Here is a 26758-nt window from a genome sequence, read left to right on the forward strand (position 1 = left end):
CCCTACCGCTGAGGCGGCGGTCCCATGCGGTACTCGTCGCCGGTCAGCTTGCCGTCGTGATTGTTGTCGGCCTTGGCGAACTGGGCGCGGGCGGCGGCAAGAGCCTCGTCCTTGGTGATCTTGCCGTCCTGGTCGGCGTCCTGCGCGGCCAGCTGGGCCAGCATCCGGCCGCCGAAGCCCCCGGGCGGACCCCCGCTCGGGCCGCCATTGCCGCCTTCGCGTTCCTCGAAGCGCTTCTTGAGCGCCTCGATCTCAGCCGCGTCGACGACGGCGTCCTTGTTGGCGTCCAGACGCTCGAAGCGCTGCAGGGCGGAGGCCTCGAACTCGGCGGCGGTGACGACGCCGTCGCCGTCGGCGTCCGGGCCGCGCCCAGGTCCGCCCTGGCCTGGCTGGGCATGGACCGCCCCGGCGGCCAGCAGGGACAAGCCGAAGACGGCGGTAGCGAGTCGGTTCATGGAAAATGCTCCGTGGCGATTTGACGCTAGGGAGTCACGATCAGGTTGCGCGCCTGTTGCAAGCGTGAAATCTGACGGTGACAGGGGCATGAAAGGACGACCGTCATGGACACCTCCCCGACCACAGCACAGTCCGCCGCTGTCGCGGACACCACCAAGGGCGCCGGCGCCCGCATCCTGATCGTCGATGACGATCCGGGCATTCGCGACGTCGTGTCCGACTTCCTCGTCCGCCATGGCTATGTCGTCGACAGCGCCCAGGACGCCCGCACGATGGAACAGGCCCTCGCAAAGGGTCCGGTCGATCTCGTCGTGCTCGACGTCATGCTGCCGGGCGAAGACGGCCTGGCCATCTGCCGCCGCCTCGCGGCGCAGGACGGCCCCGCCATCATCATGCTCTCGGCCATGGGCGAAGAGACCGACCGCATCGTCGGCCTCGAACTCGGCGCCGACGACTACCTGCCCAAGCCGTGCAACCCGCGCGAACTGCTGGCCCGCGTCCGCGCCGTCCTGCGTCGCCGCGCCGAGCCGCGCTCGAGCGACGACACCATGGGCGCGGCCTGCGAATTCGCCGGCTGGCGTCTCGACCTCGTCCGCCGCGAACTGCGCTCGCCGCAGTCGGTGGTCGTGAACCTGTCCAGCGGCGAGTTCTCGCTGCTGCGCGCCTTCGTCGAGCGTCCGCAACGGGTCCTGACCCGCGACCAACTGCTGGACCTGGCCCGCGGCCGCGACAGCGACGCCTACGACCGCGCGATCGACGTCCAGATCAGCCGTCTGCGGCGCAAGCTGGACGACGGCGGCGGCGGCGAACTGATCCGCACGATCCGCAGCGAGGGCTACATGTTCACGCCCAAGGTCACTCGCACGCCATGAAGTTCGCAGTCCCGGGGCGACGCGACGCTCCCCTGTTCGCCCAGGCCCTGGGACTTGTGATCGTCACCCTGGTGGCGGCGCAGCTGATCGCCATCGGGGTCATCTTCACGCTTCCGCCGCCCCCGCCCGAGTTCTATCGCCTCAGCGAGATCACCCGGGCGCTGAAGACCGGCCAGATCGTGCACCCGCGCGACGGACGCCCCCTGGTCATCCGTCATCGCTCGGGCATGAAGCTCGACAACGACGACTCCCCGCGCCGGGCCGAGTTCAAGGCCGCCATCGGCCGCGAGCTCAACCTGCCGGTCGAGCGCATCTCGATCCTCACCGACAACGGTCCGCGCTTCTTCGTGCGCACCCAGCGGCAGAAGTCGCCGCCGCCCCAGGGCGGTCCTGGCGGCGGCCCTGGCGGTCCCGGTGGCCCCGGTCCTGGACCCGGCCCTGGGCCGGACGGCGTGGGCGGCATGCCCGGCCCGGGCGGTCCCCCGCCCGGCATGTCCCCGCGAATGTCTTCGTCGGTCGAACGCCTGGCGGCGATCATGCGCGACGAGCCGTTCCTGTTCGGCGACTTCGAGCTGGGCGTGCGCCAGGCCGACGGCCGCTGGATGGTGGTCGAGCCCAAGCCCACCTTCCGCTTCGACAGCTGGCAGCAGCGCATCCTGCTGATCCTGGCCCTGTCGGTGCTGGCCGTCTCGCCGCTGGCTTGGCTGTTCGCCCGCCGCCTGGCCGGCCCGATCACCGCCTTCGCCGCCGCCGCCGAGCGCCTGGGCCGCGACCCGCGCGCGCCGCCGCTCAGCCTGTTCGGCTCGGCCGAGGTCAACGCCGCCTCCAGCGCCTTCAACAACATGCAGGAGCGCCTGCGCCGCTACGTCGAGGACCGCACCGCCATGATCGGCGCGATCGCCCACGACCTGCGCACGCCGCTCACCCGCCTGCGCTTCCGCATCGAGGCCGCGCCGGAAGACGTGCGCAACAAGCTCGAAGTCGACATCGACCAGATGGAGGCGATGATCTCGGCCACCCTGGCCTTCGTCCGCGACACCAGCCGGGAAGCCGAGCGCACCAAGCTCGAACTGGCCTCGCTGCTGGAAAGCGTCATGGACGAGACCGCCGAGACGGGTGGAAACGCCACGGCCGAGGAAGGCGAGAAGATCGTCGTCGAAGGCGACCCGATCGCCCTCAAGCGCCTGGTCACCAACCTGGTCGAGAACGCCCTGAAGTACGGCGGCGCGGCCCGCGGCCGGGTCTATCGCGAGAACGACTGCGCCGTGATCGAGATCGACGACGACGGTCCCGGCGTGCCGGCCGCCGAGTTGGAGCGGGTGTTCGAGCCCTTCTTCCGCGGCGAGCCCTCGCGCAACCGCGAGACCGGCGGCATCGGCCTTGGCTTGGCCGTCGTGCGCTCGCTGGCCCGCGCCCACGGCGGCGACGTGTCGCTGTCGAACCGTCCCGAAGGCGGCCTGCGCGCCAAGGTCACCCTGCCCGCCTAGACTAGACTGTTGCGGCGGCGACATCAGAGCGCAACGCGGCGCGGCTTCAAGCGGTGGGAAGGAGTTCTTCCATGACCGCACGCGCCTTGCCTCTTCTGGCCCTCGCCGCCTTGTCGCTCGCCGCCTGCGCCAGCGCGCCCCCCAAGGGCGGTCCAGGCGGTACCGGCGGTCGCCCCGGCTTCGGCCCGCCTCCGGGCGAGGACGGACGCGGTCCCGGCGGCCCGGGCGGCGGTCCCGGCGGCAAGCAGGTGTTCATCAGCCCGGCGGGCGAGCCGTTCCGCGCCGACCCCGGCCAGCCCTATCCGGTCGTGGCCTGGTTCGCCGGCGCCGACGCCAACCATGACGGCGCCCTGACCCGCGAAGAGTTCGTCGCCGACTCCCTGCGCTTCTTCGACCGCCTCGACGTCGACAAGTCGGGCGTCGTCGACGGCTTCGAGGTCTCGGCCTACGAGCGCAACATCGCGCCCGAGATCGTCCAGGCCTCGGCCATGCCGCAACAGGCCATGGAAGCCCCGAGCGGCGGCGAAGGCGGCGGTCCGGACGGCGACGGCCCGCGCCGGCGTCCCAACGGCCTTGGCAACATGCTGCTGGGCGCCACGCCCTTCGCCCTGCTGGCCGAACCCCAGCCGGTGATGGGCGCCGACGCCGACTTCAACCGCCGCATCACCCGCGACGAGGCGACCAAGGCGGCGATCTCGCGCTTCAAGCTGCTCGACAAGGACGGCGACGGTCGCCTGACCCTGGCCGAACTGCCCAAGACGGCGATGCAGAAGATCCTCGACGGCGAAGGCGACGAGCGCGGCGGCAAGGGTCGTGGTCGGGGCCGCGGCGGCCCGCCGCCCCGCGGCTAGGGCCGGTCCACAAAACCGTTCCTCCCCGCGAAGGCGGGGATCCAAGCTGGCTTTCAGGATGTGGCGTGGCCGTGGATCATCTCTAACCTCCGCTTGGATCCCCGCCTTCGCGGGGACACTCGGGTAAAGGAGGCCAGAACCCCGGAATGTCGATGAGCTCTAACCGCTCACCACCCCGGCGATGATGTTGATCCCCAGCGCCAGGATCGCGGTGTTGTAGAAATAGGCCGTCACCGCGTGGGCGGTGACGAGGTTGCGCAGGCTCCCGGTGCGCACGTCGTTGTCGGAGACCTGGAAGGTCGCCCCGATGCTGAAGGCCAGATAGACGAAGTCCTTGTAGGTGCGGGCCGGCTCTCCGGGAAAGCCGAACCCGCCCTTCCCCGGCCCGCCGCCGAAATGGCGGTGGGCGTAGTGCAGCACGAACACCGAGTGCAGCACGATCCATGACAAGAGCAGGGTCACCCCCGCGCAGGCCGCCGTCAGGTCCTTGACAGACGCCGCCGCGGAGCGCGCGCCGATCATCGCCGCCACCACCGCCGCCAGGCTGGCGGCGATCGCCGACAGCACGATCAGCAGCATGATCGAGCGCCCCTCGTCCTCGGCCGCGGCCTTGGCGCGAACCTTCGCCTCGTCGGCGGTGAGGAACAGGCGCCACAGCAAAACGGCGTAGATCAGCGCCCCAACGTCCCAGCCGATCAAAATATGCGTGCTTCCGGGCAGATTCATTTGGCGGGCCAAACCCCACCCCAAAAGCCCCGCCAGGGAGCCCGCGAGAAGCTTCCAATGCCTTGTAAACACTGAGGTCTTTTCCACCTTCAAGGCGCCTTTGCTCATCACTCTCAACCTAGCTTTTCGCGCGACAATCGTCCTTAACGCCGCATTTGTCTCGCCTGACACGTGAAACCGAACTCGGCTTCACCGGTTACTTCACCGGAACACCGGAACGACGCCATGACCGACCCCGACTCCCCGCCGCCTCTGGAGCCGCAAACGCCGGACGAACCGCCGGGCTCTCCGCCCGACGAAGTCCCGCAGCAGCCGCCTCCGGTGCAGCCGGGCGACGATCGGCCATACGGCGCCGCGCCGGGCCTGTTTCCTCCCGTGACCAGTCCCGATTAGGAGCAAGACATGGACCTCGACAGCGAACGGCCCCGGGGCCGCCGAGGCTTCGCCGCCATGGATCCGGAACGCCGCCGCGAGATAGCTCGCAAAGGCGGCGCCAGCGTCCCCAGCGAGAAACGCAGCTTCGCCAAGGACCGCGACCTGGCCGCTAACGCCGGCCGCAAGGGCGGTTCCTCGTCGCGCGGCGGCGGCCGCCTCGGCGCTCGCGACCTCTAGCAATGCCGCGGCCGAGGGGGGGACGGGCGGCGCGGCAGAGCGTAGCGGCGCACGTATCAGGATTTTAGAGCCCGGATCGGCTGACCGATCCGGGCTCTTGGGCTGTCCGCCATCCAGCGGCCGGCCGCAGTTTGCTATTCTTCGTAGTGAGGCCGTTTTTCCGGCCAATCCTCAGGACCGCAGCGCGAAGACGCCGAAGGCGGGGTTCTCGCTGATCCAGCGCACCTCGACGCGCCAGCCGGCCCGGCCCGCCATCTCGGCGAAGGCCTCGGGGTCGTACTTGTAGGAATTCTCGGTGTGGATGGTCTCGCCGGCCGCGAAGACGATCGACCGGCCCGCAACCTCCACCGTCTGGTCCTTCAGGCTGACCAGATGCATCTCGATCCGGCTCTCGGCGGCGTTCCACACCGCCCGGTGCGCGAAGGCGTCGAGGTCGAACCGCCCGCCCAGCTCGCGATTGATCCGGACCAGCAGGTTCTTGTTGAAGTCCGCCGTCACCCCGGCCGCGTCGTCATAGGCCGGGATCAGCACGTCCTGCCCCTTGGCGATGTCGGCCCCGACCACGAACAGCGCCCCCGGCCCCAGCAGGCCACGCGCGGCCTTCAGGAACTCGATCGCTTCGTCCGTCGGGAAGTTGCCGATCGTCGAGCCCGGGAAGAAGCCGACCGCGGGACGTCCCCGCGCCGCCGCCGGCAGGCCCAGCGGATGGGTGAAGTCGCCCAGGGCCGGCGCCACCTCCAGGTCCGGATAGTCGGCGCGGATCGCCGCGGCGGCGGCGTCCAGGGCCGAGGCGCTGATGTCCATCGGCGCGTAGACCGCCAGTTGCGGCGCGGCGTCCAGCACGATCCGCGTCTTGGTGCTGGCCCCGCTGCCGAACTCGATCATCGCCGCGCCCCGCGGAATGCGGGCGGCGATCTCCGGCGCGATGGCGCGCAGCAGCGCCGTCTCGGTGCGGGTCGGATAGTATTCGGGAAGCTCGGTGATCGCCTCGAACAGGCGCGAGCCCTCGGCGTCGTAGAAGTACTTGCTGGACAGGCTCTTGGGGCTGGCGCCCAGGCCGGTCAGAACGTCGTCTCGAAAGCTCTTGTCCATCGTCCGCTCACGCCCGCCGGCCCCGTCGCGCGCCAGGCGCACGCCGGCGAACATCCAGCGCTGGCCAGGATGGAAGAAATTGCGATAGCTGGCCCGCGCATGGCCCGGCGGCGTGCCGGCGGCCCCGCCGCGCAGCACCATCTGGCCGACCATGAACTTGCCATTGTACTCGCCCAGCGCCCCGGCGCCGGGCCGGAAGCCGGGATAGGCCGCATAGGCGCTGGCCGTCCACTGCCAGGCCTCGCCCGACATCTGCTCCAGCCGCTCGTCAGAGCGCGCGGCCAGCTCCCACTCGGCCTCGGTCGGCAGCCGCGCGCCCGACCACAGGGCGAAGGCGGCGGCCTCGTAATAGCTGATATGCGCCACCGGCGCGGCCGGATCCACCGGGCGACGACCGGAGAGACCAAACTCGGTCCAGCCGCCGTCCTCTTCCCGGCGCCAATAGAGCGGCGCCTCCCAGCCCTGGACCTGGACCATGGCCCAGCCGTCCGACAGCCAGAACTCCGGTCGCTCGTAGCCGCCGTCCTCCATGAAACCCAGCCACTCGCCGTTGGTCGACAGCCGGTCGGCCAGGCGGAAGGGCTCGATGAACACCCGGTGGCGCGGGCGTTCGTTGTCGAAGGCGAAGCCGCCCTCCTCGGCGCCGATCGTCGCCAGCCCGCCTTCGAAGCCGACGAAGCCCAGGCTTTTGGCCGCCGGACGCGGCGGATCGGGCCGCTCACGATAGGCCGGCTGCAGCGGCGACTGGGCGAAGAGGTGCTGGATGTCCATCAGCAGCAGCTCCTGGTGCTGCTCCTCGTGGGCCAGGCCCAGCTCCAGCCGCTCCAGCATCTCCGGCGACAGCGGACCCGACAGCAGGCGGGCCATGGCCGCGTCGACATGGCGGCGATAGGCCCCGACCTCGGCGCAGGACGGCCGGGTGATCAGGCCGCGCTGCGGCCTCGGCTGACGCGGTCCCAGGGCCTCGTAATAGGAGTTGAAGATGTAGCCGAAGGCGGGGTCGTACGGCTTGTAGCCAGGCTGGAACGGCGCCAGCAGGAAGGTCTCGAAGAACCAGGTCGTATGGCCCCGATGCCATTTGACCGGGCTGGCGTCCGGCATCGACTGCGCCGCCTGATCCTCGGGCGACAGCGGCGCGGCCAGGGCCTCGGTCCGCTCGCGCACGGCGCGGAAACGAGCCAGGGGCGTGTCGGCGGTCGCGGCGACGGCGGACAGGACCAGGGTGTCGTCGGGACTCATGCACGCTCCTGGCGAGGACGCTCCGCTCGCGCGGACAGTTGTTCACAACGGACCGGGAGCTTGGGCGTTCCGCGGGACGAGGGCAATGCGGTCTGCTGCCAGCATGGTGTCATCAGCAGTTCTCAATTCCTATTGAATTGATCTGGATTGCTCCACGCGGCCTGCGAGAGCGACAAGCGGACAAAACCCGCTCCGGCGGCGCCCCGTCTTGAAGAGTTTAGCGATGTCCTTCGCCTCGCCGCCCTTTCCTCACTCGCCCCGCCCCGGCGACACGCCGTCGTCATCAACCCCGGACGATCCGCCGATCCTGATCGTGCCGGGCCTCTACAACTCCGGTCCCGACCATTGGCAGAGCCACTGGGAGCGCGCCCTGCCCAACGCCGAGCGGGTGGACCAGACCGACTGGGAGCGCCCAACCCTCGGCGACTGGACCATCAGCCTGGCCGAGGCCGTGCGCAGCCGTCCCGGCGCGATCCTGGTGGCCCACAGCCTGGGCTGCGCCCTGGTCGGCCACCTGGCCCAGGTCACCGGCGGACGCGGCGTGCGGGGCGCCCTGCTGGTGGCGCCGGCCGACGTCAATCGCGAGGGGCCGGCGGGCCGGCTGCTGATCGGCTTCTCGCCCATTCCCCGCAGCCGCCTGCCCTTCCCCAGCCTGGTGGTCGCCAGCCGCGACGACCCCTATGTCGCCATCGACCGCGCCGAGGCCTTTGCTCGCGGCTGGGGCTCGCGCTTCGTCGATCTGGGCCGGGCGGGCCACATCAACGTCGAGTCCGGCCACGGCGCCTGGCCGCGCGGCCGCACCCTGCTGTCGGAGCTGATCCGCGCCACGGCCGGACACTCGAGCGCGCAGGCGCGGGACAATCCCGCATAGATTGCATTTCCGAAACATTGCGGCATAGTCGAACCCAACGACCGCAAAAACGGGGGGATCGGCCATGGCCACGCGCCGCAACATGCTCAAACTTGTCGGCTTCGGCGGCGGCGCCGTCTTCGCCGGAACCGCGCCGGGCCTGTCGGCCCTCGCCGCACCGCTGCCGGTGCGCAAGGAAATCAATTCGCTGAAGCTGAACGACCCGACGGTCGTGGCCCTGCGCGACGGGGTGAGGATCCTGAAGGCCCGCACCGCCGGCCAGGGCCCGACCTGGACCGACATGGCCAACATCCATGGCACCGACCAGGGCTTCAACAAGTGCCCGCACGGCAACTGGTACTTCCTGCCCTGGCACCGCGGCTACGTGACCATGTACGAGCGCATGATCCGTTCGGTCACCGGCTACCTCGGCTTCGCCATGCCCTACTGGGACTGGACGGCCAACCGCAAGGTGCCCCAGGCCTTCTCCGAGCCCACCTACAACGGCCAGACCAATTCGCTGTACGAGCCCTCGCGCAACAACGGCGTGGTCCTGACCGACGACATCGTCGGCCAGGGGGTGATGGACAGGATCTACAACGAAACCAACTACGAGCTGTTCGGCACCTCGCGCCCGCGCGGCCAGAACAACCTCAATCCCAGCTGGATCACCACCCGCACCGGTACCCAAGGCGTGCTCGAGTCCACGCCCCACAACCTCGTGCACGTTCGGCTGGGCGGCTGGATGCCGACGACGCGCTCGCCGATGGACCCGATCTTCCAGATGCACCACGGCAACATCGACCGCATCTGGTGGCGCTGGAACGGCCTTGGCCGCCAGAACACCCAGGAAGGCCTCTGGCAGAACATGGTCTTCCAGAACAACTACCTGGCCCCGAACGGCTCGTGGTGGTCGACCACCCCCAACCAGGTGCAGCAGGTCACGGCCCTGGGCTACACCTACGGCGCGACTCCCTCCCGCCTCGGCCTGGCTGAAGCCAGCCAGATTTCGGACAAGCGCGTCACCCAGATCTTCGCCCGCGGCTCGGCGACCGCGGCCTCCGATCTTGGCGTGCGCTCCCTGGCCGCCCGCAAGCGCTCGACCGACAACGGCGCCCAGTTCCTGGCCAGCGCCCAGGCCGGCGGCGACCGCCAGGCGCTGCTGGGTGCGACCAAATCCCAGCCAGCCAGCACGCCCCAGGCCCTGCTCGGCTCGCGCGTCCTGGCCCTGATCAGCGGCCTGACTCCGTCGTCCGACAATGTCGAGGTGAAGGTCTATATCGACGGCCCGGGCAGCGGCGGCGGCTCGCGCGAAGGCGATCCCGGCTATGTCACGACCATCGGCTTCTTCGGCTCCGAGGGCCATGCGGGCCACGGCGGCGGCGGCGAAGGGATCTCAGCCTCGAGCGACCTCACCCCGTCCCTGAAGGCCCTGACCGCCGCGGGCGTCACGGTCGGCGACGACATCCGCGTGCGCCTGATCGCGGTCGACTCCAAGTCGGGCGCGGCGGCCCCCGAGACCGTCGCCAACGCCAAGGTCGAAATCGTCATCGTTTGACCACAGGCGGGGGCGAAGCTGAGGCAGGAGACAGGATCATGTCGCGCTTCCTCGCCCTCGCCCCCACCCTTGCCATCTCACTCGGCGTCTTCGCCTGCTCGGCGAACGCCAACGCCACAGCCGTCGTCGGCCGCCCGGCCGAGGCGGCCCTGGCCCGCGACGCGGCCGCCGAACGCTGTCCCGCCCTGCAGCTGGTGGCCCGCGTCGACGGCTACACCCCGCCCCGTTCGGGCCAGGTGGACCTCGTTTTCGCCCTGGTCACCGCCCAGGGCGTGCAGACCCTGGGCCGCACGGCCGTCTTTCCGCAGACCGCCTTCTCGACCGGCAAGGGCGATCCGGCCCAGAGCTTCGGCTTCCGAGTCGACCGCCAGGGCCTGGACGCCGGCAAGGCCCGCCTGCGCCTGACCCTGGAAGCTGTGTCGGGCGACGGCGACGGCGCAACCGCGGTGCTGGGCGAGGCGCGCCTGGCCGCCATCGCCGAAGGCGGCTGCTGAGCTCACGTCCAAAACGAACAAGCCCCGCGAGCCAGAGCGGCTCGCGGGGCTCGTACTGGGTACGGATACTTCGGCCGGGGTCGCGATCCTCAGCGCCTGCTCAAGCCTCCCTACGGGCGAGCGCGCTGTTCCGCGAAGATCCGGTCGTTACGCGATCTCACTAGGCAGCGGCTTGGCGGCTGCGCACTCGGCTCATCCAGTCTTCCGGATAGGTTTCGCGGACGACGATCGACTTGAACTGGCCGACCGGGATACGGGCGGCGTCGCCCGGCTGCAGGTCGCGCGAGGTCGAGTGACCGGCGAACTCTTCGATGATCGTGATCACCTGGCTGCTGCCGGCGGCGTTCTCGATGAGGATCATGGGATGTCTCTCTTGAGAGGCTTGTTGAGGCGCGTCAGAGGACGCGGCGTTCCTGCGGCAGGCTCTGGCGGGTCCAGGCGTCGATGTCGGACGGCGACTGGAAGCGACGGAAGGCCCCCTGGGTGTGATCCGGGCAGTAGGAGGCGCGCTTGCTGGCGGTCTCGCGGCCGCAGAAGCCGAAGTCGCCGGCGTCCGGATTGCCGATCGGCCAGCGGCACGAGTGCATCGACAGGTCGAGAATGCCGGCGGTGGGGGTCAGGTCTTCCATCACCGCGGTCTGCGGGCGGAGCGCCGGACGGGCCTGGGCCGGAGCCGCGGCGCGAGCGCGCGGAGCCTGGCGGGAAACGCGGACGGCGACGGTGCGCGGCCGGACCGGGGTCTCGCGGGCGGTGATGCCCAGGCGGTGGATCTTGCCGATGACGGCGCTGCGGCTGACGCCGCCGAGTTGCCGGGCCACCTGGCTTGCGCTCAATCCTTCGAGCCACAGCTTCCTAAGCGTGGCGGTACGTTCCTCGTTCCAGTCCATGACGCTATCCGCTTTTTTGGGCGCGGGATCAGCCCCCGCCTCTCTTGGGTAGAATCATGGTTAACAACGGTCAAATTCTTCCGTGCATACCCACGGTTCTCGAAATCACATTTCCCCTGCGAATCTCGCTAGATAGCGTGCGTTGTCGCAGGGAGTCCCAAAAGACTGCGGCAAGACCTTGACCGAATAACGTCGTTCTACGATGAATTCACGGGTCAGAAACCGGCTTGGATTTGAATGCGGCGCGGCGTCGCAAGCCTTGCGACATAACGCCTATCGGGGATTGTGATGCGTACCCTCACCGTCGTGGCCGCGGCCATGCTCTGCGTCTCTCTGGCCGCCTGCTCGCCCAAGGGGGAGACTTCCGGCGAAACCGCCTCGGCCCCCGCCGCGCCCGCGACCCCGCCGCCGACCGACGCCGAGAAGGCCGCCGCCGTGGCCGCCCTCCCCGCCCCCTACAACACCGGCGACCTGCTGAACGGCCAGAGCAAGTTCGCGCTCTGCCGCTCGTGCCACACCATCACGCAGGGCGGCCCCAACATGACCGGCCCCAACCTCTACGGCGTCTTCGGCCGCAAGGCCGGCGCGCACCCCGGCTACGCCTATTCCGACGCCGTGAAGGCCGCCGGCTTCACCTGGGACGCCGAGCACCTGGACCATTGGCTGGCCAATCCGCGCACCGCCCTGCCGGGCACCAAGATGACCTTCGCGGGGCTCGCCAATCCCAAGGACCGGATCGACCTGATCGCCTATCTGAAGGTCGAGACGGGCTACAAACCGACGCCCCCGGCCGCTCCCGCTCAATGAACGACCGCGTCGCCCTCCTGACCCGGCTCTACGCGGCCTTCAACCGCGGGGACTTCGAGGCCTTCTGCGCCGAGCTCGATCCGGCGATCGACTGGCCCGACCAGATCGGCGGCGGCCGCGTGCAGGGTCTGGAGGCGATGCGCGACTTCTGGTCCCGTCGCGACGCGATGGTGCGGGTCGAGGCCAATCCGGTCGATTTCATCCCGTTGGACGACGACCGGGTGGCGGTCGCCGCCAAGCAGATCGTCACCAATCTGCAGGGCCGTCTCTGGTCCGACATCCTCGTGCGACATATCTACACCTTCCATGCGAGCCGGGTGGCGCGCATGGATGTCGCCGAAGAGCGTGACGAGGCGTGAGGCATGGCAAAGGCTGAAGTGTTGCTGACCCGGCACTTCGACGCGACGCGCCGCCGGGACCTCGAGGCCGTCGTCGCCCAACTGCACCCCGACATCGCCTTCGCCAACATCCTGGAAGGCGGCGACGTCGTTGGGGTCGAGGCCGCGCGCGGCTATTTCCAGCGCCAGTTCGCCATGGCCGGCGTCGACATCGGCCTGATGCGCGTGCGACCCCAGGCCGACGGCTGGGTCCACGCCGACGTCGAGATCACCCTGCGCCGCCCCGATGGCCGCCTGTGGTCGCAGAACAGCGCCGTGATCGCCTATCTGCTGCGCGACGGCCTGATCGTGGGGATTGACCCGCAGCCGGATCCTGGGACGCGGTAAGGCGTCCACCTTCACCACCGATTTTTGTTCGTCATCCCGGCCGTAGCGAAGCGAAGAGCCGGGACCCAGGGGCCGCCGCAATGCGCCGGTGACCGCTTGAGCGGTAAAGCAACCACCGCGCCCAGTCCCCTGGGTCCCGGATAAGCCCTGCGGGCTTTCCGGGATGGCGGGCTTTGTTGGCGCTGAAGCCTAAGCCAGCAGATCCGCGCAGGCGTCCAGAACCGCCTCCGCATCCAGCCGGTACTTGCCATACAGATCCGGCAGATCCCCCGACTGCCCGAACGTCTCCAGGCCCAGCGCCCGCAGGCGGTGACCGCGCACCGAGCCCAGCCACGACAGCGCCGCCGGCGCCCCGTCGATCAGGGTCACCAGCCCCGCCTCGCGCGGCAGGTCGGCCAGAAGCCGCTCGATCGTCGAGGTCCGCGCCGCGCCGTCGGTCCAGCGCGAGCGGCCCGCCGCCGTCCAGTCGCGGTGCAGCACGTCGGGCGAGGTGACGGCCAGCAGGCCAGCCCCCGGCTCGTCCTCCAGCAGGGCCGCATGGGCTTCCAGGGCTTCAGGGGCCAGGGCCCCGCAATAGACCACGGCCAGCCGGGTGTCGGGCGCCGGGCGCTTGAGCCAGTAGGCCCCCTCGACCACGCCCGTCCGCCAGGCCTCGTCAGCGCGCTCGGCCTGGGCGATGGCCCGGGTCGACAGGCGCAGATAGATCGAGCAGCCGTCCGCCGCCTGGATGCGCTCGAAGGCGTGGGCCATCAGCACCGCCGTCTCGTCGGCGAAGGCGGGCTCGTAAGCGTCCAGCCCCGGCTGGCTCATGCCGATCAGGGGCGACCCGATCGACTGGTGCGCGCCGCCTTCCGGAGCCAGCGTCAGGCCGGACGGCGTCGCCACCAGCAAGAAGCGGGCGTCCTGGTAGCAGGCGTAGTTCAGCGCATCGAGACCGCGGGCGATGAACGGGTCGTAGAGGGTGCCGACCGGGAACAATCGCTCGCCGAACAGCGGCGCGGTCAGGCCCAGGGCCGCCAGGGCGATGAACAGGTTGTTCTCGGCGATGCCCAGCTCGACGTGCTGGCCGGTCTCGCCCATCGACCACACCTGGGCCGAGGGGATGCGGCGACGCTTGAAGACGTCCTCGTGCGCCCGGCGATGGAACACGCCCCGCCGGTTCACGAAGCCGCCGAGGTTGGTCGACACCGTCACGTCCGGCGAGGTGGTCACCACCCGGCCGGCGAACTCGTCCTTGCGGGCGGCGATGTCGAACATGACCTTGCCGAACGCCGCCTGGGTGGACTGCTCTCCGCCGCCCGCGACCGCCGCCAGCAGCTCGTCGGCGCTCGGCGTCGCCACGCTCGGCGCGTCGTAATGACGGTTGTTGGCCGCCGCGAAGGGCGCGCGGGCCACCAGGCCCTTCAGCGCCGTGCGCTCGGCGGCGGAAAGGCCCGACAGGGCGTCCCACTCCTCGCCCTCGACCACGCCCAGCCGCTCGCGCAGCTCGGCGACCTGGGTGGGGTTCATCAGGCCGGCGTGATTGTCCTTGTGGCCCTGGAACGGCAGCCGCAGGCCCTTGACCGTGTAGGCGATGAAGAACCGGGGCGCGTCGTCCTGCGAGGCCCGCTCGAAGGCCTCCAGGATCGTCTCCAGGCAGTGGCCGCCCAGCTCGGTCATCAGCTCGCCGAGATCGACGTCCTTGTAGCCGGCGATCAGCGCCAGGGCGTCGGGTTCGCCGGCCAGGTCGGCGGTCAGGCGCTCGCGCCAGGCCGCGCCGCCCTGATAGGTCAGGGCCGAATAGAGGTCGTTGGGCGCGGTCTCGATCCAGGCCTTCAGCGCCGCCCCGCCTGGCCGCTCGAACGCTTCCCTCTGGCGCTTGGACCACTTCAGCGTCTCGACCGTCCAGCCCGCCGCCTCGAAGATCTCGCCGTAGCGGGTGAACATCCGGTCCTTGGTCGTCGCGTCCAGGCTCTGGCGGTTGTAGTCGACGATCCACCAGGTGTTGCGCAGGTCGTGCTTGCAGGCCTCGATCAGGGCTTCGTAGATGTTGCCCTCGTCCAGCTCGGCGTCGCCCAGCAGCGAGATCATCCGGCCCATGCTCTCGGGCTTCACCGAGCCCCGCGCCGCCAGATAGTCCTGGGCCAGCGAAGCGAAGGCCGTCACCGCCACGCCCAGGCCCACCGACCCCGTGGAGAAGTCGACGTCATCGACGTCCTTGGTGCGCGAGGGATAGGACTGCGCGCCGCCCAGGGCGCGGAAGGCCTTCAGCTTGTCCAGGCTCTGGCGGCCGAACAGGTGCTGGATGGCGTGGAACACGGGGCTGGCGTGCGGCTTGACCGCCACCCGGTCCTGCGGCCGCAGCGCCTTCATGTAGAGCGCCGTCATCAGGGTGGTCATCGAGGCGCAGGAGGCCTGGTGGCCGCCCACCTTCAGCCCGTCGCGGCTTTCACGCAGGTGGTTGGCGTTGTGGATCGTCCACGACGCCAGCCAGAGAATGCGTTCCTCGAGACGCCGCAGCAGCGCTATTTCCTGCCGCCTGGCCGTCAGAGACCCGTCAGCCATGCTTCCTCACCCGTTTTATACGGGTGAGGTATGCCCCTCGCCCGCCTTTTCGCGCGCTTCATAGTCCTCGATCTGCCGCGCCGTCCACTCCGGAGATTTCGTGAAGCGGGCGAGCAGGTTGTAGAACACCGGAACGATGAACAGGGTTAGCAGGGTCGCCACGATCGCGCCGAAGAAGATCACGGCCCCGATCGTCTGGCGGCTTCCCGCGCCCGCCCCTGTCCAGAGAAGCAGCGGCAAGGCGCCCATGGCGGTGGCGATCGAGGTCATGATGATCGGGCGCAGGCGCAGGGCCGCCGCCTCGATCACCGCCTCGGTGACCTTCAGCCCCTCGTCGCGCAGCTGGTTGGCGAACTCGACGATCAGGATGCCGTTCTTGGCGGCGATGCCGACCAGGATGATCAGGCCGATCTGGCTGTAGGTGTTGATGGTCGAGCCGGCCATCAGCAGGCCGAAGAGGCCGCCCAGCACCGCCAGCGGCACGGTCAGCATGATCACCGCCGGGTGGATCCAGCTTTCGAACTGCGCGGCCAGCACCAGGAACACCAGCAGCAAAGCGAGGCCGAAGGCGATGGCGATGCCGCCCGAGCCTTCCAGATAGTCCTTGGCTTGGCCGCCCCACTTGACGCTGACGCCGGGGGTCGGATGGGCCGCGGCCTGGGCCTGGAAGAAGCTCACCGCGTCCTCGACCGTGAAGCCGGGCGACAGCTGGGTGGTCAGGGTCACCGAGCGCAGACGGTCGACACGCGGCCGGTCGGGGGTGTCGCCGCGCAGCTGCGTCTTCACCACCGTCGACAGCGGCACCAGGCCGCCGGCGTTGGTGCGCACCTGCAGCTTGTCGAGGTCGGCCACGCTGCGGCGCTGGTCGAGCTCGGTCTGCAGGATGACGTCGTATTCCTGGCCGTTCTTGATGTAGGTCGTCGCCTGGCGCGAGCCGAACATGGTCTCCAGCGCCCGGCCCACGGCCTGGGCCGAGACGCCCAGGGTGGCGGCCTTGTCGAGGTCGATTTGCACCGACAGGCGCGGCGCGGTCGGCTCGTAGTCGATGCGCGGGCGCGAGAAGCCCGGATTGGCCTGGGCCGCGTCGAGGATCGGCTTCAGCCAGTTCGCCAGCTGGACGTAGTCGTTGCCGACGGCGATCAGATCGACGTTCGTCCCGCCCCCGCCGCCGCCTCCACCGCCGCGCTGGAAGGCGCCGCGCACGCTGGCCACGGCCCGCACGCCGGTGATCTTCGACAGGTCCTTGTTGAGCTCGGCGGCCACCTGGTCGGCGGTCTTGTCGCGCTCGCCCCAGCCCTTCAGCACCACCACGCCGTTGCCCGAGTTGAACTGGCTCTGGCCAAAGCGCGGGATGGTCAGGATGGTGCGCTCGGCGACGCCGTCGTCGCGGTAGCGGCCCATGATCTTCTCGATTCGCGAGCCGATCGCCGAGGTGTAGTCGAAGCCCGCCCCTTCCGGCGCGCTGATCTGGATGTCGACGCGGCCGCGGTCCTCGGCCGGCACCAGTTCCTTGGGCAGGCTGACGAACAGCAGGGCCGCGAAGCCGGCCAGCAGGATCACCGCCCCGCCGGCGGCGAAGGTGGCTGCGCGTCCGCCCAGCAGGCTTTCCAGCGAGGCGCGGTAGCTGTCGCGCAGCTTGCCCATCGCCCAGTCCATGCGCTTGTTGAACCAGCCGCCGCCGTGGGCGCCCTTCAGCAGCTTGGAGGCCATCATCGGCGACAGGCTCAGCGCCAGCAGCGCCGAGAAGGCCACGGCCGCGGCGATGGCCACGGCCAGCTCGACGAACAGCCGGCCGATATAGCCCGGCAGGAACATCAGCGGCGCGAACACCGAGATCAGCACGATGGTCGTGGCCACCACCGCGAAGAACACCTGGCGCGAGCCGCGCTGGGCGGCGATCAGCGGTGGCTCGCCCTCGTCCACCCGGCGCTGGATGTTCTCCACCACGACGATGGCGTCGTCGACCACCAGACCCACGGCTAGCACCAGGGCCAGCAGCGTCAGCAGGTTCAGCGAGAAGCCCAGCGGGGCCAGGATGATGAACGTCGACAGGATGCAGATCGGCGCGACGATCGACGGGATCAGCGCCGAGCGCCAGCTGCCCAGGAAGATCAGGTTCACCAGCGCCACCAGGGCCACCGACATGCCCATGGTGATCCACACCTCGTGGATGGCCTCGGCGGTGAACACCGAGTTGTCCACGGCCACCACCAGCTTGGTGCCGGCCGGCAGGGTCTGGTTGATGACCTCGACTTCCTTGGCCACGGCCTTGGAGATGGCCACGTCGTTGGCCTGCGACTGGCGCGTCAGGCCGATGCCGACCTGGTCGACGTCGTTGCCGCGGAACAGGCGCCGGCGCTCGTCCGGCCCTTCCTCGATGCGGGCCACGTCCGACAGGCGCAGCACGAAGCCGCTGGAGTCCGCGGGCCGCAGCGGCAGGCGGGCGAAGTCCTCGGGCTTGGCGTAGGCGCGGGCCACGCGGATCGTGAAGTCCTTGGCGCTGCTCTCCAGCGAACCGGCCGGCAGCTCCAGGTTCTGGGCGTTCAGCGCGTCCTCGACGTCGCTGACCGTCACGCCGCGGGCGGCCATGGCGTCGGCGTTCAGCCAGATGCGCATGGCGTAGATCTTGGCCCCGAACAGGTTGGCCTGGGCCACCCCGTCAATGGTCGACATCCGCTCGACCAGGTAGCGGTCGGCGTAGTCGGCCAGTTCCAGCGGGTCGAGCGTGGTCGAGGTCAGGTTCAGGATGATGATCGGCGAGCTGTCGGCGTTGGCCTTGGCGATCTGCGGCGGGTCGGCCTGGTCAGGCAGGTTGGCCGACACCCGGCTGACGGCGTCGCGCACGTCGTTGGCGGCGGCGTCCAGGTCGCGGTCCAGGCGGAAGGTGATGCTGATCTGCGAGCGGCCGTCACGCGACGAGCTGTTGACCCGGTCGATGCCCTGGATGCCGGCCACCTGGCGCTCGATCACCTGGGTGATGCGCTCCTCGATGACCTCGGCCGAGGCGCCGCGATAGGTGGTCGAGATCGACACCACGGGCGGATCGACATTGGGCAGTTCGCGGATCGGCAGCGAGCCGAACGCGGCCAGGCCGATGACGCACAGGATGATCGCCGCGACGGCGGCGAATACCGGGCGGCGGACGGAGATGTCGGAAAGCATCAGCCGGCCTTGCGGTCTTGCTTGGCGTGGTCTTGGCCAGGCTGGCCCGCCGGCTTGTTGACGTCACGCACCGCGCCGCCGTCCTGCACGCGGTTGAGGCCGTCGGCCACGATCACGTCGCCGGCCTTCAGACCCGAGCGGATCTCGACATAGCCGCCGGCGGTCAGGCCCGTGGTCACGTTGGTGCGGCGGGCGACATGGCCCTTGTCGCCCTTGGCGACGACGAACACCGAGGCCTGCTGCCCTTCGAACTGCACGGCCGCTTCCGGCGCGGCCAGGCCCTGGCGCACGCCCTGGTCGATGGCGACCTTGACCAGCATGCCCGGCTTCAGCCGGCCGCCGGGATTGGGGAACTCGGCCCGGGCCTTGATGGCGCGGGTGGCCTCGTCGATGCGGGTGTCGATCTGGGCGATGCGACCCTGGAAGGTCTCGCCCGGCAGGGCGTCGGGGGCGGCCTGGATCGGCAGACCCTCACGCAGGGTGGCCAGGTAGCGGTCCGGCACGGCGAAATCGACGCGCACGACCGAGGCGTCGTCCAGGCTGACGATGGCCGTGCCCGGCGCGATCAGCGTGCCCGGGGCGACGTCGGAAATGCCCACCCGGCCGGCGAACGGCGCGCGGATCACGCGGTCCAGCCGCTGGGCCTTGGCCGAGGCGACGCTGGCCTTGGCCGTCTCGTAGGCGGCCTGGTACTGCTCGGCGGTGGCGCGCGGGGCGATGCCCTTGTCGGCCAGGGTCTTCCAGCGCTGATAGGCGCGCTCGGCCTGGTTCAGATTGGCCTGGGCCTCGGCGATGCCGGCGTTTTCCTGGTCGTCCTTCAGCGTCACCAGCACCTGGCCGCGGACCACCTGCTGGCCGTCGCGGAAGTGGACGGCGGTGATCATCTCGGTGGTGTTCGAGGTGATGGTCACCGACTGGCGGCCCTTGGCCACGCCGAGCACCTCGATGCGATCGGTGAACGGACGGCTGTCGACCTTGACCTGCGAGACCGCGGTGGCGCGGCCGCCCGGACCGCCCTGCCCCTCGGCCTTGCCGCCCAGCAGAAGCTTGGCGCCGCCGGCCACGATCATCAGAACCAGGGCGACGCCGGCCGCCATGAGGAAGAAGTGCCTGCGGATCACTAAGGTACGCTCCGGCCCCGTTGAACCGGGCCTCAAAGTCTAGGTTGCGGCGACATATGACCTCACCCTAGACCCGCGTCTAGTGACACTAGAATTACGGTTCATTTCACCATCGCAACACTTTCATGGCGGCGCCTTGACGTAACGTCGGTCGCCAAAGCGCCACCTTGAACGCGCTAGTCCGTGTAGCCCGGGGACTCGCGATCCAGCTGCCTCAGGCACCCCGGCCAGGCCAGGCCGGCGATCATGCCCAGGCCCATGCCGGTCTGGCTTCGCACTTCGGCCTGGGCCGCCTCCGGAGCGAGCAGCACGTGCTCGCGTCCTGCGCTGAGCGCCATCACCTGCTGGGCGCAGGCGCGCTCCAGGAAGAACATCCCAAGCCAGCATTCCGCCGCTGTACGGCCGGTCGACAGGGTGCCGTGGTTGCGCAGCAGCATCAGCCGCTTGTCGCCCAGGTCGGCCACCAGCCGCTCGCGCTCGTCGAGGTTCAGGGCGATGCCTTCGTAGTCGTGATAGGCCAGTTGCGGCGTCACGATCAGGGCGTGCTGGCTCAGCGGCAGCAGGCCCTCGGCATGGGCGGCCACGGCCACGCCCTGGTCGCTGTGCAGGTGCATGACGAACTGGGCGTCTTCCCGCGCGGCGTGGATCGCCGAGTGGATGGTGAAGCCCGCCGGATTGATGAAGTACGGCGTCTTGTCGATGACGTTGCCTTCCAGATCCACCTTCACTAGGCACGAGGCGGTCATCTCGCCGAAGAACATGCCGTAGGGATTGATCAGGAAGTGATGCTCGGGCCCAGGGATGCGGGCCGAGATATGGGTGAAGATCATGTCGTCCCAGCCGTGCAGGGCGACCAGCCGATAGAGGGCGGCCAGATCGACCCGGGCCTGCCATTCGGCCTCGCTGACCTTGTCCTTGATCGATGCGGCGATCGCGCCGGCGCCGTCGGCCATGACGTTTGCTCCCGTAGGTTATCATTGTTGAGTTGAGCGTCGCGCCGACAGGCGCCCCCGTCAAGAGATGGGGTCAAGCGACCCGTGTTCCACGGGAACGGGCTTGCCAGAGCTCCCTGCCCGTCGGACCGTCCTCTCAGATTCGTATACGGGGGATCGTCCGCATGTTGCCCTTGATCGGCGTGGGCGTGATCGTCCTGGGCTTCGCCTTGAGATTCAATCCGTTGCTGGTGGTGGTCTGCGCCGCCATGGCCTCGGGCCTGGCCGCCGGCCTTGGCCCGCTGGAGGTGCTGGCCGCCTTCGGCAAGGCCTTCAACCAGAACCGCTATGTCAGCATCGTCTGGGTGGTCCTGCCGGCCATCGGCGTGCTGGAGCGTTCGGGCCTGCAGGAGCGCGCCCGCACCGCCATCCGGGCCATGAAGGCCGCCACGGCGGGGCGGATCCTGGTCGTCTACCTGCTGGCCCGCCAGCTGACCGCGGCGCTGGGCCTGATCTCGATCGCCGGCCACGCCCAGACCGTCCGCCCGCTGGTCACCCCCATGGCCGAGGCCGCCGCCGAAGGCCAGGCGCCGCTCGATGAGCCGACCCGCGAAGAGGTCAAGGCGATGAGCGCGGCCACCGACAACGTCGGCGTCTTCTTCGGCGAAGACATCTTCATGGCCATCGGCTCGATCCTGCTGATCGTCGGCTTCCTCGACCAGAACGGCCTGATCGTCGAGCCGCTGCACCTGTCGGTCTGGGCCATTCCCACGGCGATCTGCGCCTTCCTGGTGCACGGCGCGCGCCTCCTGCTGTTCGACCGCAAGCTTTCGAAGCGGGAGGTGAAGGCATGATCGGCCTCCCCCTCGTCTACCTGCTCGCCGGCTTCATGTTCACGGCCTTCGCCGTAATGAGCGCCGGCGACAAGGCCAATCCCAAGCGCTGGGGCAACGCCGCCTTCTGGGGGCTGTTCGCGATCAGCTTCCTGCTTGGCGACCGCCTGGGCGACCTTGGCAATGGCTTCCTCGTCGTCGCCTTGGCCCTGCTGGCCGGCACGGGCCGCCTCGGCGTCGGCCAGCCAGCGACCACCAGCGGCGAGGAGCGCGTCGAACTGGCCCAGCGCTTCGGCCTCAAGCTGTTCCTGCCGGCCCTGCTGATCCCGGTCATCGTCCTCCTCGGCACCTTCGCCTTCAAGGCCCTGACCTGGCACGGCCAGCACGTCGTCGATCCCAAGCAGGCCACCCTGGTCTCCCTGGCCGTCGCCGCCGTCGTCGCCGCCATCCTGGCCCAGCGCCTGTTCGGCCAGCCCGCGACCTCCCCGCTGCAGGAGGGCCGTCGCCTGATAGATCTCGTCGGCTGGGCCGCCATGCTGCCGCAGATGCTGGCGGCGCTGGGCGCGGTCTTCGCCCTGGCGGGCGTGGGCCAGACCATCGGCGACATCACCCTGGCCATCACCCCGGTCGACAGCCGCCTGGCCGTGGTCGTCGCCTATTGCCTCGGCATGGCGATCTTCACGGTGATGATGGGCAACGCCTTCGCCGCCTTCCCGGTCATGACCGCCGGCATCGGCCTGCCGCTGGTGATCAACCGCTTCGGCGGCGACCCGGCCGTGGTCTGCGCCATCGGCATGCTGTCGGGCTTCTGCGGCACCCTGCTGACGCCCCTGGCCGCCAACTTCAACCTCGTCCCCGCCGCCCTCCTCCAGCTCAAGAACCGCTACGCCGTCATCCGCGCCCAGGCGCCGACGGCGGTGCTGATGCTGCTGATCAACATGGTCCTGATGTATGTCCTCGCCTTCCGCTGAGACCGCTTCGCGCTTCGCCCAGGCCGCGCTGGGCCACGTCGTCCGCGAATATCCCAACAAGCTCGACCACGTGATGGCCGGCGACGCCGACGCGCAGGGCCCGCGCGCCCTGCACCCGATCTTCTACGGCAGCTTCGACTGGCACTCCTGCGTCCACGGCTACTGGACCCTGGCCACCCTGCTGCGCCTACACCCTGCCCTGCCCGAAGCCCCGGCCATCCGCGCCCTGTTCAATGAGGCCTTCACGGCCGAGAAGGTCGCCGCCGAGGTCGCCTATCTCGCCCGTCCCGAAAGCCGCGGCTTCGAGCGGCCCTACGGCTGGGCCTGGCTCTTGAAGCTGCAAGCCGAGCTCCTCGCCCACGACGCGCCCTGGGCCGCGACCATGCAGCCCCTGGCCGACGCCTTCGTCGCCCGCTACCGCGCCTTCCTGCCGATCGCCGACTATCCGATCCGGGCCGGCGTGCATTCCAACACCGCCTTCGCCCTGGCCCTGGCGGCCGACTACGCCGACGCCACCGCCGACGCCGACTTCCGCGCCCTGCTCGCGGCCAAGGCGGCCGCCTGGTACGGCCAGGACCGCGCCTGCCAGGCCTGGGAACCATCCGGCGACGACTTCCTCTCGCCGGCCCTGATCGAAGCCCTGGCCATGCGCCGCCTCCACCCCGAAACCTTCGCCGCCTGGTTCGCCGCCTTCCTGCCCGACCTCGCCCAGCGCCAGCCGGCGACGCTGTTCTCCCCGCCCAGCGTCAGCGACCGCACCGACGGCAAGATCGCCCACCTCGACGGCCTCTCGCTATCCCGCGCCTGGTGCTGGCGCGCTGTGGCCAAGGATGCGCCTCCCGCCGTGGCCGCCGTAGCGCTCGAAGCCGCCGACCTGCACCTGGCGACAGCCCTGCCCCACGTCACCGGCGACTACATGGGCGAGCACTGGCTGGCGAGCTTCGCCCTGCTGGCGATGCTGGAGAGATGAGCCAGCGATCCTTCTCCCCTTGCGGGAGAAGGTGGCGGCGAAGCCGTCGGATGAGGGGTCTCTCAGACATCCGACATCGCGCCCCGCCTGACCGCTGCACGCGGCTTCGAGTTCTGAGAGACCCCTCACCCGACCTGCTTCGCAGGCCACCCTCTCCCGCAAGGGGAGAGGGATCGTACGGATTCCATTGGTGGAAATGGGACCGCAGGCGTTTCGGAAACTGAAAGCGTCCCCCCCCTCCGGCCCTCCGGGCCACCTCCCCCAGAGGGGGAGGATCATCTAAGTTGCCCCGCCGCCCGCAACCGGATTCGCCTGCCCGTGTCTCAGATCCCCGTCGCCGACCTCACCGAAGCCCAAGCCATCGAGGAACTGGAGCGTCTCGCCGACGAGATGGCCAGCCACGACCTGCGCTACTATCAGGACGACGCGCCGACGATCGACGACGCCGGGTACGACGAACTCAAGCGCCGCAACGCCGAGATCGAGGCCCGCTTCCCGCACCTGATCCGCGAGAACTCGCCGTCGCTGAAGGTCGGCGCCGCGCGCTCGGCCCAGTTCTCGCCGGTCGAGCACGGCGTGCCGATGCTCAGCCTCGACAACGCCTTCTCCAACGACGAGGCGACCGAGTTCGACGCCCGCATCCGCCGCTTCCTGCGCATCGGCGCCGATGAGCCGGTGTTCTACACCGCCGAGCCCAAGATCGACGGCCTGTCGGCCTCGATCCGCTACGAGAAGGGCGTGCTGGTCCAGGGCGCCACGCGCGGCGACGGCCGCGTCGGCGAGGACGTCACGGCCAACCTCAAGACCATCGCCGACATCCCCCACAAGCTGAAGGGCTCGGGCTGGCCGGACGTGATCGAGATCCGCGGCGAGGTCTATGTCGAGCTCGAGGCCTTCGCCGCCTTCAACCGCGCCGCCGAGGAAGCCGGTTCGCGCACCTACGCCAACCCCCGCAACTTCGCCGCCGGGTCGCTGCGCCAGATCGACCCGAAGATCAGCGCCACCCGGCCGCTGCGCTTCTTCGGCTACGCCTGGGGCCTGGCGTCGGAGCCCTTCGCCGCCGGCCAGTGGGAAGCGCTGGAAAAGCTCGAGGAATGGGGCTTCGTCACCACCGCCCCGCCGGCCCAGAAGGTCGAGGGCGCGCAAGGCCTGCTCGACGTCTACGCCCATTTCGAGACCCTGCGCCCGCAGCTGCCCTTCGACATCGACGGCGTCGTCTACAAGGTCGACGACCTGGAGCGCCAGCGCCGCCTGGGCTTCGTCTCGCGCTCGCCCCGCTGGGCCATCGCCCGCAAGTTCCCCGCCCAGCGCGCCAGAACCATCCTGGAAGCCATCGACATCCAGGTCGGCCGCACCGGCGCCCACACCCCGGTCGCGCGGCTGAAGCCCGTCACCGTCGGCGGCGTCTCGGTGACCAACGCCACCCTGCACAACGCCGACGAGATCGCCCGCCTCGACGTCCGCATCGGCGACACCGTCGTGCTGCAACGGGCCGGCGACGTGATCCCGCAGATCGTCGAGGTCGACGTCTCCGCCCGTCCGGAAGGCGCGGCGCCTTACGAGTTCCCGCACGTCTGCGAATGCCCGCTGAAGACGGCCCTGACCCAGGAGATCAACGCCAACGGCGTGGAGTCCGTCGTCCGCCGCTGCACCGGCGAATTCGCCTGCCCGTTCCAGCGCGTCGAGCACCTGCGCCACTTCGTCTCCCGCCGCGCCTTCGACATCGAGGGCCTGGGCGAAAAGCAGCTCCAGGCCTTCTTCGAGGAAGGCTGGATCAACGAGCCGGCCGACATCTTCCGCCTCGCCCGCGACGAGGAGAAGCTGGCAGCCCTGCGTGAGCGCGACGGCTACGGCGAGACGTCCGTCAAAAATCTGATCGCCGGCATCGATGCCCGCCGCACCATCGGCCTCGACCGGATGATCTACGGACTGGGCGCCCGCGACATCGGCGAGACCACCTCGACCGTCCTGGCCCGCCACTTCGACCAGTTCGCCGACCTGCAGGCCGCCTCCGAAGCCGCCGCCAAGGGCCTGCCGGGCGCGACCTATCTGGAGCTGTCGACCGCCGCCGGCGTCGGCCCCAAGGCGCTGGACCTGCTGGTCGAGGCCGGCCGGGCCGGCGTGCCCGCCGATCCCTGGCCGCAGTCGGAAGACCTGGAGCTGAAGATCGGCCAGGTGGTCCCCAAGCTGACCAAGCCGGCCCGCGCAGCCCTTGCCCAGCGCTACGGAACCTGGGACGCCTTCGCCGAAGGCCTGGCCGAGGCCGCCAAGGGCGCGCCGGGCGAGGACTATCTGCACCTGGCCGCCGTCGACGGCGTCGGCCCGGTCGCCGCCCAGTCCCTGGCCCGCTTCTTCGCCGAGGAGCACAACCGCCAGAAGGTCGAGAACCTGCTGGCCCAGCTCGACGTCCAGGCCGTGGCCAAGCCCAAGACCGACACCGCCGTGGCCGGCAAGACCGTGGTCTTCACCGGCTCGCTGGAGAAGATGACCCGCGACGAGGCCAAGGCCCAGGCCGAGGCCCTGGGCGCCAAGGTCGCCTCGTCAGTCTCCAAGAAGACCCACCTGGTCGTGGCCGGCCCCGGCGCGGGCTCCAAGCTCAAGACCGCCCAGGACCTCGGCATCCAGGTGATGACCGAGGACGAGTGGCTGGCCCTGGTCGCCGGCTGATGAAAGTCGTCGCCATCGACTTCGAGACGGCCAACGAGACCCGGTCGAGCCCGTGCTCGATCGGCCTGGCCTGGATCGAGGACGGCGCGGTCGCCCGCGTCGATCACCACTACATCCGGCCGTGGGACATGCGGTTCGCGCCGTTCAACATCGCCTTCCACGGCATCGGCCCGAACCATGTGCGCGACGCCGACGAGTTCCCCGCCGTGCTCGACCGACTGCGCGAGGATCTCGACGGCGCCCTGGTGCTGGCCCACAACGCCGCCTTCGACATCAGCGTCATCCGCCGCACCTGCGAGCACTACGGCGTGGCCCTGCCGGCCTTCGACTACATGTGCACCGTGCAGGTCGCCCGCAGCGTCTGGCCCGACCTCGTGTCGCACAAGCTGAACGTGGTCGGCCGCCATCTCGGGATCGACTTCAAGCACCACGACGCGGCCGGCGACGCCTATGCCTGCGGCGCTGTGGCCCTGGCCGCCGCGACCGAGACCGGCGCGGGCGCCGTCCACGACCTGCCCGGCCGCATCGGCCTGACGCTGGGACGGCTGGACCAGGGCGGCTATGCCCCCTCGCAGAGCCGCCATCTCCCCAGGAAGGCTCCGCCGCCGCCCCGCCCCATCCTGCCGCCCGGCGCCGAGCGCCGGCTGGCCGGCCGCACGGTGGTGTTCACCGGACAGCTCGACACCATGAGCCGCCCCGACGCCCAGGACCTGGCCGCCGCCATGGGCGCGCGGGTCGTGCTTTCCGTGACCAAGGCCACCGACCTCGTCGTCGCCGGCCCCGGCGCGGGCGCTAAGCTGCGCACGGCCCGCGAACGGGGATTGCAGATCCTGAACGAAGAAGCCTGGCTGGCGCTGGTCAGCTAGCCCCTCTCCCCTTGCGGGTCGGGTGAGGGGTCTCTC

24 protein-coding genes are annotated in these 26758 nt (G+C 69.9%); 15 read left to right on the forward strand and 9 right to left on the reverse strand.

Annotated features, from left to right (window positions below; all coding sequences use genetic code 11):
- Window positions 1-2: 2 nt before the first annotated feature.
- On the reverse strand, window positions 3-455 hold the full coding sequence (locus AC2YHT_RS03760; protein WP_487288241.1) for an EF-hand domain-containing protein: 453 nt from the start codon (window positions 453-455) through the stop codon (window positions 3-5).
- A gap of 105 nt (window positions 456-560) precedes the next feature.
- Between AC2YHT_RS03760 and AC2YHT_RS03765 the strand changes: the two genes are divergently transcribed.
- The 3 genes from AC2YHT_RS03765 to AC2YHT_RS03775 all read left to right on the forward strand — a co-directional run bounded on the left by AC2YHT_RS03765 (window position 561) and on the right by AC2YHT_RS03775 (window position 3666).
- The gene (locus AC2YHT_RS03765; RefSeq protein ID WP_110121993.1) at window positions 561-1328 is read left to right on the forward strand and encodes a response regulator; all 768 of its coding nucleotides are present in this window, start codon (window positions 561-563) and stop codon (window positions 1326-1328) included.
- Window positions 1325-2815, forward strand: a complete 1491-nt coding sequence (locus AC2YHT_RS03770; RefSeq protein WP_487288242.1) for an ATP-binding protein — start codon at window positions 1325-1327, stop codon at window positions 2813-2815. The genes AC2YHT_RS03765 and AC2YHT_RS03770 overlap by 4 nt, the downstream gene beginning before the upstream one ends.
- A gap of 71 nt (window positions 2816-2886) precedes the next feature.
- Entirely contained in the window at window positions 2887-3666 is a 780-nt protein-coding gene (locus AC2YHT_RS03775) for an EF-hand domain-containing protein (protein ID WP_487288243.1), read from the forward strand.
- A gap of 159 nt (window positions 3667-3825) precedes the next feature.
- Here AC2YHT_RS03775 and AC2YHT_RS03780 read toward each other — a convergent pair whose 3' ends face one another.
- Window positions 3826-4365, reverse strand: coding sequence for a DUF1345 domain-containing protein (locus AC2YHT_RS03780; protein ID WP_487288245.1), 540 nt, complete (start codon window positions 4363-4365; stop codon window positions 3826-3828).
- Between the two features lie 429 nt (window positions 4366-4794).
- On the opposite strand from AC2YHT_RS03780, the gene AC2YHT_RS03785 reads away from it, so the two are divergent.
- Window positions 4795-5004 carry a KGG domain-containing protein gene (locus AC2YHT_RS03785; RefSeq protein WP_058350544.1) on the forward strand — a complete coding sequence of 70 codons (210 nt, stop codon included), beginning with the start codon at window positions 4795-4797 and terminating at the stop codon, window positions 5002-5004.
- 171 nt (window positions 5005-5175) lie between these two features.
- Here AC2YHT_RS03785 and egtB read toward each other — a convergent pair whose 3' ends face one another.
- Window positions 5176-7335 (reverse strand): ergothioneine biosynthesis protein EgtB, encoded by a 2160-nt coding sequence (gene egtB, locus AC2YHT_RS03790; RefSeq protein ID WP_487288246.1) that lies wholly within the window; start codon window positions 7333-7335, stop codon window positions 5176-5178.
- 223 nt (window positions 7336-7558) lie between these two features.
- On the opposite strand from egtB, the gene AC2YHT_RS03795 reads away from it, so the two are divergent.
- The 3 genes from AC2YHT_RS03795 to AC2YHT_RS03805 all read left to right on the forward strand — a co-directional run bounded on the left by AC2YHT_RS03795 (window position 7559) and on the right by AC2YHT_RS03805 (window position 10237).
- The gene (locus AC2YHT_RS03795) at window positions 7559-8206 is read left to right on the forward strand and encodes an alpha/beta hydrolase (protein WP_487288247.1); all 648 of its coding nucleotides are present in this window, start codon (window positions 7559-7561) and stop codon (window positions 8204-8206) included.
- A 64-nt stretch (window positions 8207-8270) separates the two neighbouring features.
- Window positions 8271-9743: a tyrosinase family protein gene (locus AC2YHT_RS03800; protein ID WP_487288248.1), complete on the forward strand. Its 1473-nt coding sequence runs from the start codon at window positions 8271-8273 to the stop codon at window positions 9741-9743.
- Between the two features lie 38 nt (window positions 9744-9781).
- A complete protein-coding gene (locus tag AC2YHT_RS03805; protein WP_487288249.1) occupies window positions 9782-10237 on the forward strand; it encodes a hypothetical protein in 456 nt (151 codons plus the stop codon).
- A 160-nt stretch (window positions 10238-10397) separates the two neighbouring features.
- Here the strand turns inward: AC2YHT_RS03805 and AC2YHT_RS03810 are convergent, their stop codons facing one another.
- On the reverse strand, window positions 10398-10598 hold the full coding sequence (locus AC2YHT_RS03810) for a hypothetical protein (protein ID WP_487288250.1): 201 nt from the start codon (window positions 10596-10598) through the stop codon (window positions 10398-10400).
- A 34-nt stretch (window positions 10599-10632) separates the two neighbouring features.
- Complete coding sequence (locus AC2YHT_RS03815; protein ID WP_487288251.1) at window positions 10633-11124, reverse strand: GcrA family cell cycle regulator; 492 nt, start codon at window positions 11122-11124, stop codon at window positions 10633-10635.
- A 288-nt stretch (window positions 11125-11412) separates the two neighbouring features.
- Between AC2YHT_RS03815 and AC2YHT_RS03820 the strand changes: the two genes are divergently transcribed.
- From AC2YHT_RS03820 to AC2YHT_RS03830, 3 genes are read left to right on the forward strand one after another with little or no spacing between them, the layout of a single operon-like run.
- The gene (locus tag AC2YHT_RS03820) at window positions 11413-11931 is read left to right on the forward strand and encodes a c-type cytochrome (protein WP_487288253.1); all 519 of its coding nucleotides are present in this window, start codon (window positions 11413-11415) and stop codon (window positions 11929-11931) included.
- Window positions 11928-12290, forward strand: coding sequence for a nuclear transport factor 2 family protein (locus AC2YHT_RS03825; protein ID WP_487288255.1), 363 nt, complete (start codon window positions 11928-11930; stop codon window positions 12288-12290). Before AC2YHT_RS03820 ends, AC2YHT_RS03825 begins: the two co-directional genes overlap by 4 nt.
- A gap of 3 nt (window positions 12291-12293) precedes the next feature.
- Window positions 12294-12656, forward strand: a complete 363-nt coding sequence (locus AC2YHT_RS03830) for a nuclear transport factor 2 family protein (RefSeq protein ID WP_487288256.1) — start codon at window positions 12294-12296, stop codon at window positions 12654-12656.
- 189 nt (window positions 12657-12845) lie between these two features.
- Here AC2YHT_RS03830 and AC2YHT_RS03835 read toward each other — a convergent pair whose 3' ends face one another.
- The 4 genes from AC2YHT_RS03835 to AC2YHT_RS03850 all read right to left on the reverse strand — a co-directional run bounded on the left by AC2YHT_RS03835 (window position 12846) and on the right by AC2YHT_RS03850 (window position 20436).
- Entirely contained in the window at window positions 12846-15200 is a 2355-nt protein-coding gene (locus AC2YHT_RS03835) for a transketolase (RefSeq protein ID WP_487288257.1), read from the reverse strand.
- A gap of 15 nt (window positions 15201-15215) precedes the next feature.
- Window positions 15216-18362: an efflux RND transporter permease subunit gene (locus AC2YHT_RS03840; protein ID WP_487288258.1), complete on the reverse strand. Its 3147-nt coding sequence runs from the start codon at window positions 18360-18362 to the stop codon at window positions 15216-15218.
- Window positions 18362-19483 carry an efflux RND transporter periplasmic adaptor subunit gene (locus AC2YHT_RS03845; protein ID WP_487288260.1) on the reverse strand — a complete coding sequence of 374 codons (1122 nt, stop codon included), beginning with the start codon at window positions 19481-19483 and terminating at the stop codon, window positions 18362-18364. Before AC2YHT_RS03845 ends, AC2YHT_RS03840 begins: the two co-directional genes overlap by 1 nt.
- Before the next feature lie 176 nt (window positions 19484-19659).
- Window positions 19660-20436 (reverse strand): class II aldolase/adducin family protein, encoded by a 777-nt coding sequence (locus AC2YHT_RS03850; RefSeq protein WP_487288261.1) that lies wholly within the window; start codon window positions 20434-20436, stop codon window positions 19660-19662.
- 164 nt (window positions 20437-20600) lie between these two features.
- Between AC2YHT_RS03850 and AC2YHT_RS03855 the strand changes: the two genes are divergently transcribed.
- From AC2YHT_RS03855 to AC2YHT_RS03875, 5 genes are all read left to right on the forward strand, one after another.
- Complete coding sequence (locus tag AC2YHT_RS03855; protein WP_487288262.1) at window positions 20601-21269, forward strand: DUF969 domain-containing protein; 669 nt, start codon at window positions 20601-20603, stop codon at window positions 21267-21269.
- Entirely contained in the window at window positions 21266-22219 is a 954-nt protein-coding gene (locus AC2YHT_RS03860) for a DUF979 domain-containing protein (protein WP_487288263.1), read from the forward strand. The genes AC2YHT_RS03855 and AC2YHT_RS03860 overlap by 4 nt, the downstream gene beginning before the upstream one ends.
- Window positions 22200-23189 (forward strand): DUF2891 domain-containing protein, encoded by a 990-nt coding sequence (locus tag AC2YHT_RS03865; protein WP_487288264.1) that lies wholly within the window; start codon window positions 22200-22202, stop codon window positions 23187-23189. Before AC2YHT_RS03860 ends, AC2YHT_RS03865 begins: the two co-directional genes overlap by 20 nt.
- A 318-nt stretch (window positions 23190-23507) precedes the next feature.
- Entirely contained in the window at window positions 23508-25856 is a 2349-nt protein-coding gene (ligA, locus tag AC2YHT_RS03870) for an NAD-dependent DNA ligase LigA (RefSeq protein ID WP_487288265.1), read from the forward strand.
- Entirely contained in the window at window positions 25856-26722 is an 867-nt protein-coding gene (locus AC2YHT_RS03875; RefSeq protein WP_487288266.1) for an exonuclease domain-containing protein, read from the forward strand. The genes ligA and AC2YHT_RS03875 overlap by 1 nt, the downstream gene beginning before the upstream one ends.
- The last annotated feature ends 36 nt before the right edge of the window (window positions 26723-26758 follow it).

This window comes from Caulobacter sp. SRI_008 (assembly GCF_057586355.1).

Bases quoted from the DNA above. Each gene is read 5' to 3' on its own strand.
- AC2YHT_RS03805 (WP_487288249.1), top strand. From the start codon at position 9,782: ATGTCGCGCTTCCTCGCCCTCGCCCCCACCCTTGCCATCTCACTCGGC.
- AC2YHT_RS03800 (WP_487288248.1), top strand. From the start codon at position 8,271: ATGGCCACGCGCCGCAACATGCTCAAACTTGTCGGCTTCGGCGGCGGC.
- AC2YHT_RS03810 (WP_487288250.1), bottom strand. From the start codon at position 10,598: ATGATCCTCATCGAGAACGCCGCCGGCAGCAGCCAGGTGATCACGATC.
- AC2YHT_RS03865 (WP_487288264.1), top strand. From the start codon at position 22,200: ATGTCCTCGCCTTCCGCTGAGACCGCTTCGCGCTTCGCCCAGGCCGCG.
- AC2YHT_RS03850 (WP_487288261.1), bottom strand. From the start codon at position 20,436: ATGGCCGACGGCGCCGGCGCGATCGCCGCATCGATCAAGGACAAGGTC.
- AC2YHT_RS03860 (WP_487288263.1), top strand. From the start codon at position 21,266: ATGATCGGCCTCCCCCTCGTCTACCTGCTCGCCGGCTTCATGTTCACG.
- AC2YHT_RS03785 (WP_058350544.1), top strand. From the start codon at position 4,795: ATGGACCTCGACAGCGAACGGCCCCGGGGCCGCCGAGGCTTCGCCGCC.
- AC2YHT_RS03770 (WP_487288242.1), top strand. From the start codon at position 1,325: ATGAAGTTCGCAGTCCCGGGGCGACGCGACGCTCCCCTGTTCGCCCAG.
- AC2YHT_RS03820 (WP_487288253.1), top strand. From the start codon at position 11,413: ATGCGTACCCTCACCGTCGTGGCCGCGGCCATGCTCTGCGTCTCTCTG.
- AC2YHT_RS03855 (WP_487288262.1), top strand. From the start codon at position 20,601: ATGTTGCCCTTGATCGGCGTGGGCGTGATCGTCCTGGGCTTCGCCTTG.
- AC2YHT_RS03765 (WP_110121993.1), top strand. From the start codon at position 561: ATGGACACCTCCCCGACCACAGCACAGTCCGCCGCTGTCGCGGACACC.
- AC2YHT_RS03760 (WP_487288241.1), bottom strand. From the start codon at position 455: ATGAACCGACTCGCTACCGCCGTCTTCGGCTTGTCCCTGCTGGCCGCC.
- egtB (WP_487288246.1), bottom strand. From the start codon at position 7,335: ATGAGTCCCGACGACACCCTGGTCCTGTCCGCCGTCGCCGCGACCGCC.
- AC2YHT_RS03815 (WP_487288251.1), bottom strand. From the start codon at position 11,124: ATGGACTGGAACGAGGAACGTACCGCCACGCTTAGGAAGCTGTGGCTC.
- AC2YHT_RS03795 (WP_487288247.1), top strand. From the start codon at position 7,559: ATGTCCTTCGCCTCGCCGCCCTTTCCTCACTCGCCCCGCCCCGGCGAC.
- AC2YHT_RS03840 (WP_487288258.1), bottom strand. From the start codon at position 18,362: ATGCTTTCCGACATCTCCGTCCGCCGCCCGGTATTCGCCGCCGTCGCG.
- AC2YHT_RS03825 (WP_487288255.1), top strand. From the start codon at position 11,928: ATGAACGACCGCGTCGCCCTCCTGACCCGGCTCTACGCGGCCTTCAAC.
- AC2YHT_RS03875 (WP_487288266.1), top strand. From the start codon at position 25,856: ATGAAAGTCGTCGCCATCGACTTCGAGACGGCCAACGAGACCCGGTCG.
- AC2YHT_RS03775 (WP_487288243.1), top strand. From the start codon at position 2,887: ATGACCGCACGCGCCTTGCCTCTTCTGGCCCTCGCCGCCTTGTCGCTC.
- AC2YHT_RS03830 (WP_487288256.1), top strand. From the start codon at position 12,294: ATGGCAAAGGCTGAAGTGTTGCTGACCCGGCACTTCGACGCGACGCGC.
- AC2YHT_RS03835 (WP_487288257.1), bottom strand. From the start codon at position 15,200: ATGGCTGACGGGTCTCTGACGGCCAGGCGGCAGGAAATAGCGCTGCTG.